This window comes from Trebonia sp. (assembly GCF_049794275.1).
Classification (GTDB): Bacteria; Actinomycetota; Actinomycetes; order Streptosporangiales; family Streptosporangiaceae; genus Trebonia.
Genome location: NZ_JBARCR010000307.1, coordinates 1 through 6,156, shown reverse-complemented (window position 1 = coordinate 6,156; position 6,156 = coordinate 1). Strand labels below are relative to the sequence as shown.

The 6,156-nt window shown below is 69.0% G+C and carries 5 protein-coding genes and 1 other RNA gene; all 6 read right to left on the bottom strand.

All coding sequences use genetic code 11. The features are described from left to right. Positions 1–387: a transfer-messenger RNA gene (gene ssrA, locus WA805_RS08565) on the bottom strand. Positions 388–499: 112 nt separating this feature from the next. Beyond that, entirely contained in the window at positions 500–1,615 is a 1,116-nt protein-coding gene (locus WA805_RS08560; RefSeq protein WP_422286091.1) for a branched-chain amino acid aminotransferase, read from the bottom strand. A gap of 82 nt (positions 1,616–1,697) precedes the next feature. Beyond that, on the bottom strand, positions 1,698–2,744 hold the full coding sequence (locus tag WA805_RS08555; RefSeq protein ID WP_422281822.1) for a 3-isopropylmalate dehydrogenase: 1,047 nt from the start codon (positions 2,742–2,744) through the stop codon (positions 1,698–1,700). Positions 2,745–2,753: 9 nt separating this feature from the next. Beyond that, positions 2,754–3,746: a ketol-acid reductoisomerase gene (gene ilvC / locus WA805_RS08550; RefSeq protein ID WP_422281828.1), complete on the bottom strand. Its 993-nt coding sequence runs from the start codon at positions 3,744–3,746 to the stop codon at positions 2,754–2,756. A gap of 41 nt (positions 3,747–3,787) precedes the next feature. Beyond that, entirely contained in the window at positions 3,788–4,312 is a 525-nt protein-coding gene (gene ilvN / locus WA805_RS08545; RefSeq protein ID WP_422281824.1) for an acetolactate synthase small subunit, read from the bottom strand. Beyond that, positions 4,309–6,075 carry an acetolactate synthase large subunit gene (locus WA805_RS08540; RefSeq protein ID WP_425242071.1) on the bottom strand — a complete coding sequence of 589 codons (1,767 nt, stop codon included), beginning with the start codon at positions 6,073–6,075 and terminating at the stop codon, positions 4,309–4,311. The genes ilvN and WA805_RS08540 overlap by 4 nt, the downstream gene beginning before the upstream one ends. Positions 6,076–6,156: the final 81 nt, after the last annotated feature.

Below are 6,156 nucleotides of genomic sequence, written 5' to 3'. Positions count from 1 at the left end.
TGGAGGTGCCGGGAATCGAACCCGGGTCCTTCAGTACCTCACCAGGACTTCTCCGAGCGCAGCCTGTATTTGCTTTTCTCAGCCCCGGCGATCACGCAGGCAAGACGCCGACGGGCTCAGCCACTGTTAGATGTCCTAGCCTGCCCCGTGACCGGGCCGGCCAGTAAGCCTTCTAGCTGATGCCAGGTCCGGGCCGAAGGCAGTCCCGGGCTGACAGTTCTCTCGCTTACTCCGCTTTAGGCGGCGAGGGCGAGAGCGCCCTTGACGGGCAGAGTGCTCTTTGAGTTGGCACCTATAAGTTACGGTCGCATTATTAACGAGGTCACCACCGTCACCCTCGGCTCGCTTCTCCTGGATCGACTACCGAAGTCGAAACCGTTCACCCCCCTGTTTAGTTGTAAGCCGGCCGCACGTGGCTTGCCAGCCACCTATGACCTTACCCCGATCAACACGGGGGAACCAACGGGGATTCCCCGCAGGCGGGGCCGCGCCCCGCGGGCTACGCGACCTTGTGGACCCAGCCGAAGGGGTCGGGGCGGTGGCCATACTGGATGCCGATGAGCTCCTCGCGCAGCCGCATGGTGACCGGGCCCGGTTCCCCCGAGCCGATCGTCCAGCCGCCCGACGGGCCGTCGACGGCGCCGACGGGGGTCACCACGGCCGCGGTGCCGCAGGCGAACACCTCGGTGATCTCGCCGGCGGCGCAGGCCTGCCGCCAGTCGGGCACCGAGATCCGTCCTTCGGCCGCCTGGATGCCCAGCGTCGGTGCGAGCTTGAGCAGCGAGTCCCTGGTGATGCCCGGCAGCAGGGTGCCGGTCAGGGCGGGCGTCATGATCCGGGCGCCGGCGCCGGAACCGTGCACGAAGTACAGGTTCATGCCGCCCATTTCCTCGACCCACTGATGCTCGGCGGCGTCGAGCCAGACCACCTGGTCGCAGCCGTTCTCCACGGCCTGCTGCTGCGCGACGAACGCCGCGGCGTAGTTGCCGCCGCACTTGACCGCGCCGGTGCCGCCGGGGGCGGCGCGGGTGTAGTCCTCGGACAGCCACACCTTGACGGTCGTGGCGCCAGCGCCGAAGTAGGAGGCGGCCGGGGAGGCGATCACGCAGAACAGGTAGGAATCAGACGGGTGGTTGACCCCGAGGCCGCGCTGCGTGGCGATCATGAACGGACGCAGGTAGAGGCTGTTCCCCTCGCCTTCGGGGATCCAGTCCTTGTCCTGGGCGACGAGCAGCTCCAGGGCCCGCAGGAACGTCTCCTCAGGCACCTCCGGCATCGCCATCCGGCGGGTGCCGGTGATGAAGCGCGCCGCGTTCGCCTGCGGGCGGAACATGACGACCGACCCGCTCTGCTGGCGGTACGCCTTCAGCCCCTCGAAGAGCTCCTGCGCGTAGTGGAACACCGCGGTCGCCGGGTCGAGCGCGAACGGGCCGTACGGCTCCAGCTTGCCATCGTGCCAGCCGCGCCCGGCCGACCAGCGCATGGTGATCATGTGGTCGGTGAAGTTCTGGCCGAATCCCGGCGCCGCCAGTATCCGCTCACGTTCGGCGGCTGGCACCCGTGCCTGGGAGGGGCGGATCTCGAAGTCGATCTCGGTGTCGGGATGTGCGGACATGGCAGGTGGTCCTTTCTGGGCAGTACCGGATAGGTCGGATCGCCCAGCACGGGGGTGCGGGGCAATGCAGGCTTGTGGCCCGCTATCCGGCTACTCGCTCGGCGATGTCGTCGCCTACCTCCACGGTAGTCCGTGCTGCCCATTCACCCTGACGCTCGATCACGTCATCCGCAACGGCCTGCTCGATCTTCGCTGCCTCGCCCGCCAGGCCCAGGTGCGAGCACAGCAGCGCCGCGGACAGGATCGCCGCGGTCGGGTCGGCCTTCGACTGGCCCGCGATGTCCGGCGCGCTGCCGTGCACCGGCTCGAACATCGACGGGTACGTGCGGGCGGGGTTGATGTTCCCGCTCGCCGCGAGCCCGATGCCGCCGGCCACCGCGGCGCCCAGGTCGGTCAGGATGTCGCCGAACAGGTTGTCGGTCACGATGACGTCGAACCGCTCCGGCTGCGTGACGAAGAACATCGACGCGGCGTCCACGTGCTGGTAGTCCACCGAGACCTCGGGATACTCCTTGGCCAGCGAATCCACCGTGCGCTGCCAGAGGTCCCCGGCGAACGTCAGCACGTTGGTCTTGTGCACCAGGGTGAGCTTCTTCCTCGGCCGCGCCATGGCCTGCTCGAACGCGTACCGCGCGACCCGCTCGACGCCGAACCTGGTGTTGAGGCTCTCCTGGGTCGCGAGCTCCTCAGGCGTGCCGCGCCGCATGAAGCCGCCGGCCCCGGTGTACGGTCCCTCGGTGCCCTCCCTGACGACCACCATGTCGATGGTCTCCGGCGACCCCTTCGCCAGCGGCGAAGCCACTCCGGGGTACAGCCGGACCGGCCGCAGGTTGACGTAGTGATCAAGTTCGAAGCGCAGCCGGAGCAGCAGCCCGCGCTCGAGGACCCCGCTGGGCACCGACGGGTCGCCCACGGCGCCGAGCAGGATCGCGTCGTGCCCGCGGATCTCCTCGAGCACCGTGTCGGGGAGCGTCTCCCCGGTGCGGTGCCAGCGCCGCGCGCCCAGGTCGTAGTCGGTCACCGCGAAGGTGACGTCGGGCGCCGCGGCCCGCAGGACCTTCAGCGCCTCGGCCGTCACCTCCGGGCCGATGCCGTCGCCGCCGATGACGGCGAGTCGTAGTGATCCCATGCGAGAACCTTAGTCCTCGCTGTCCGACAGCCAGCTCATCAGCGGCCGGAGCTTCGCGCCGACCTGCTCGATCTGCTCGGACTGCTCCGCCTCGCGGCGCTTGAGGAAGTTGGGCTTGCCGGCGTCGAACTCCTCGACCAGCTCACGGGTGAAGGTGCCGTCCTGAACCTCGCCGAGGATCTTGCGCATTTCCTCGCGGGTCGACTCGTTGATCAGCCGCGGGCCGCGGGTGTACCCGCCGTACTCGGCGGTGTCCGACACGGACCAGTACATCTTGGAGATGCCGCCCTCGTACATCAGGTCGACGATCAGCTTCATCTCGTGCAGGCACTCGAAGTACGCCGCCTCCGGCTGGTACCCCGCCTCGACCAGCGTCGCGAAGCCGGCCTTGATCAGCTCGGAGACGCCGCCGCACAGCACCGCCTGCTCGCCGAACAGGTCGGTCTCCGTCTCCTCCTTGAACGTGGTCTTCAGCACCCCGGCCCGGGTGCCGCCGATGCCCTTGGCGTACGACAGCGCGAGCGCCAGCGCGTTGCCCGACGCGTCCTGCTCGACGGCGACGAGCATCGGCACGCCGCGGCCCTCGTTGAACTGGCGGCGGACCAGGTGGCCGGGCGCCTTGGGCGCCACCATGCACACATCCACGTCGGCCGGCGGCCGGATCAGGTCGTACCTGATGTTCAGCCCGTGGGCGAAGAACAGCGCGTCACCTTCGACCAGCGACGGCGCGATGGCCTCCGCGTACACCGCGCGCTGCAGGTGGTCCGGGATCAGCACCATTACCAGGTCGGCCTCTTCGCACGCCTCGGCCGGGGTCAGCACGCGCAGGCCGTCGCTTTCGGCCTTCTCCCGGCTCGCCGAGCCGGCCGGCAGGCCGACCCGGACGTCCACGCCCGAGTCACGCAGCGACAGCGCGTGCGCGTGCCCCTGGCTGCCGTATCCGAGGACGGCGACATGCCGTCGCTGGACGAGCGAGAGGTCGGCACTGTCGTCGTAGAAGATCTCTGCCACTGGAATTATCTCTTTCTTGGTGTGTACGGGCGTCAGGCGGAGCGCTCGAGCGGGCGCAGCGTGCGGTCCGTGATGGACCGGCCGCCGCGGCCGACGGCGATCGCGCCGGACTGGACCAGTTCTTTGATACCGAACGGCTCAAGGACGCGCACCAGCGCCTCCAGCTTGTCATGGCTGCCGGTCGCCTCGACGGTAACCGCGTCCAGCGCCACGTCCACGACGTGCGCGCGGAACAGCTCCACGGTCTCGAGAACCTTGGACCGCGTGTCCGGGTCGGCGCGGACCTTGACCAGGATGAGCTCGCGCTGCACCGCCTGAGCCGCGTCCAGCTCGACGATCTTGAGCACGTTGATCAGCTTGTTGAGCTGTTTGGTGACCTGCTCGAGCGGGTGTTCGTCGCAGTTCACCACGATCGTCATCCGGGAGATCTCCTCGTGCTCGGTCGGCCCGACCGCGAGTGAGTCGATGTTGAAGCCGCGCCGGGAGAACAGGCCGGCGATGCGCACCAGGACCCCCGGCTTGTTCTCCACCAGCACGGAGAGGGTGTGCTGACTCATTCCTCCATCGCCTCCCAGTCGGGCGCTATGCCGCGCGCGAACTTGATGTCGTCGTTGCTGGTGCCGGCCGCGACCATGGGCCACACCATGGCGTCCTTGTGCACCACGAAGTCGATCACGACCGGCTGGTCGTTGATGGCCATGGCCTGCTCGATGATCGCGTCCACGTCGTCTTTCTTCTCGCAGCGCAGGCCGATGCAGCCGTAGGCCTCGGCCAGCTTCACGAAGTCAGGCACGCGGGTGCCCGCGACCTCCGCCTTCTTGTCGCCGAGGTTGGTGTTCGAGTACCGCTCGTTGTAGAACAGCGTCTGCCATTGGCGGACCATGCCGAGGCTGCCGTTGTTGATGATCGCGATCTTGACAGGGATGCCCTCGATCACGCAGGTGGCCAGCTCCTGGTTGGTCATCTGGAAGCAGCCGTCGCCGTCGATCGCCCACACCTGGGTATCCGGCATGCCGACCTTGGCGCCGAGCGCGGCGGGGACCGCGAACCCCATCGTGCCGGCCCCGCCGGAGTTGATCCAGGTGCGCGGGTTCTCATAGTCGATGAACTGCGCCGCCCACATCTGGTGCTGGCCCACGCCCGCCAGGTAAACCGCGTCCGGGCCGACCAGCTTGCCGATCCGCTCGATCACGTACTGCGGCGCCAGGCTGCCGTCGTCTGGGTCCGTGTAGCCGAGCGGGTACTTGGACCGCCACTGGTTGAGCTGGGCCCACCATTCGGCGTGGTCGGTCTCGCGGCCGTGTGCGTGCTCGGCCTGCACGGCCGTGATCAGCTCGGCGATGACCTCCTTGCAGTCACCCACGATCGGCACGTCCGCGCGCCGGTTCTTGGAGATCTCCGCCGGGTCGATGTCGGCGTGCACGATCAGCGCGTCCGGCGCGAAGGTGTCCAGCTTCCCGGTCACCCGGTCGTCGAACCTGGCGCCGAGCGCGACGATCAGGTCGGCCCTCTGCAGCGCGCCGACCGCGGCGACCGTGCCGTGCATGCCCGGCATGCCCAGGTGCTGCGGGTGGCTGTCGGGGAACGCGCCGCGCGCCATCAGCGTCGTGACCACCGGCGTGCGGGTCAGCTCGGCCAGCTCCTTCAGCTCCGCGGCCGCGTCCGCCTTGATGACGCCGCCGCCGACGTACAGCACGGGCTTTTTCGCGTCGGTGATCATCCGCGCGGCCTCCCTGACCTGCCGCGAGTGCGGCCTGGTCACCGGGTGGTAGCCGGGCAGGTCGTACTGGACCGGCCAGGTGAACTCGGTCATCGCCTGCATCGCGTCCTTGGCGATGTCCACCAGGACCGGCCCGGGACGGCCGGTGCCCGCCAGGTGGAAGGCCTCGGCGATCGTGCGCGCGATGTCCGCTGGCTTGGTGACGAGGACGTTGTGCTTGGTGATCGGCAGCGTGATGCCGGAGATGTCCGCCTCCTGGAACCCGTCGGTGCCGATCAGGCTGGTCGACACCTGACCGGTGATCGCCACTACGGGGACGGAGTCCATGTACGCGTCGGATAGCGGCGTGACCAGGTTGGTGGCGCCGGGGCCGCTCGTCGCCATGCAGACCCCGACCCGGCCCGTCGCCTGGGCGTACCCGGTCGCCGCGTGACCGGCGCCCTGCTCGTGCCTGACCAGGATGTGCCGGATCTTCTCGGAGTCGAGCAGCGGGTCGTAGGCGGGCAGCACGGCGCCGCCAGGGATCCCGAACACCACCTCGACGCCGATCTGCTCCATGGCCATGACCAGCGCCTGGGCGCCGGTGACCCGCGCCTTGATCGCCGGCCCTGAGGCGACGGTCCCGGCGGCCTGACCCGTGGCGGCAGGCTGCGCCGTGGCGGGCTGCGCGGTGGCCGGGTG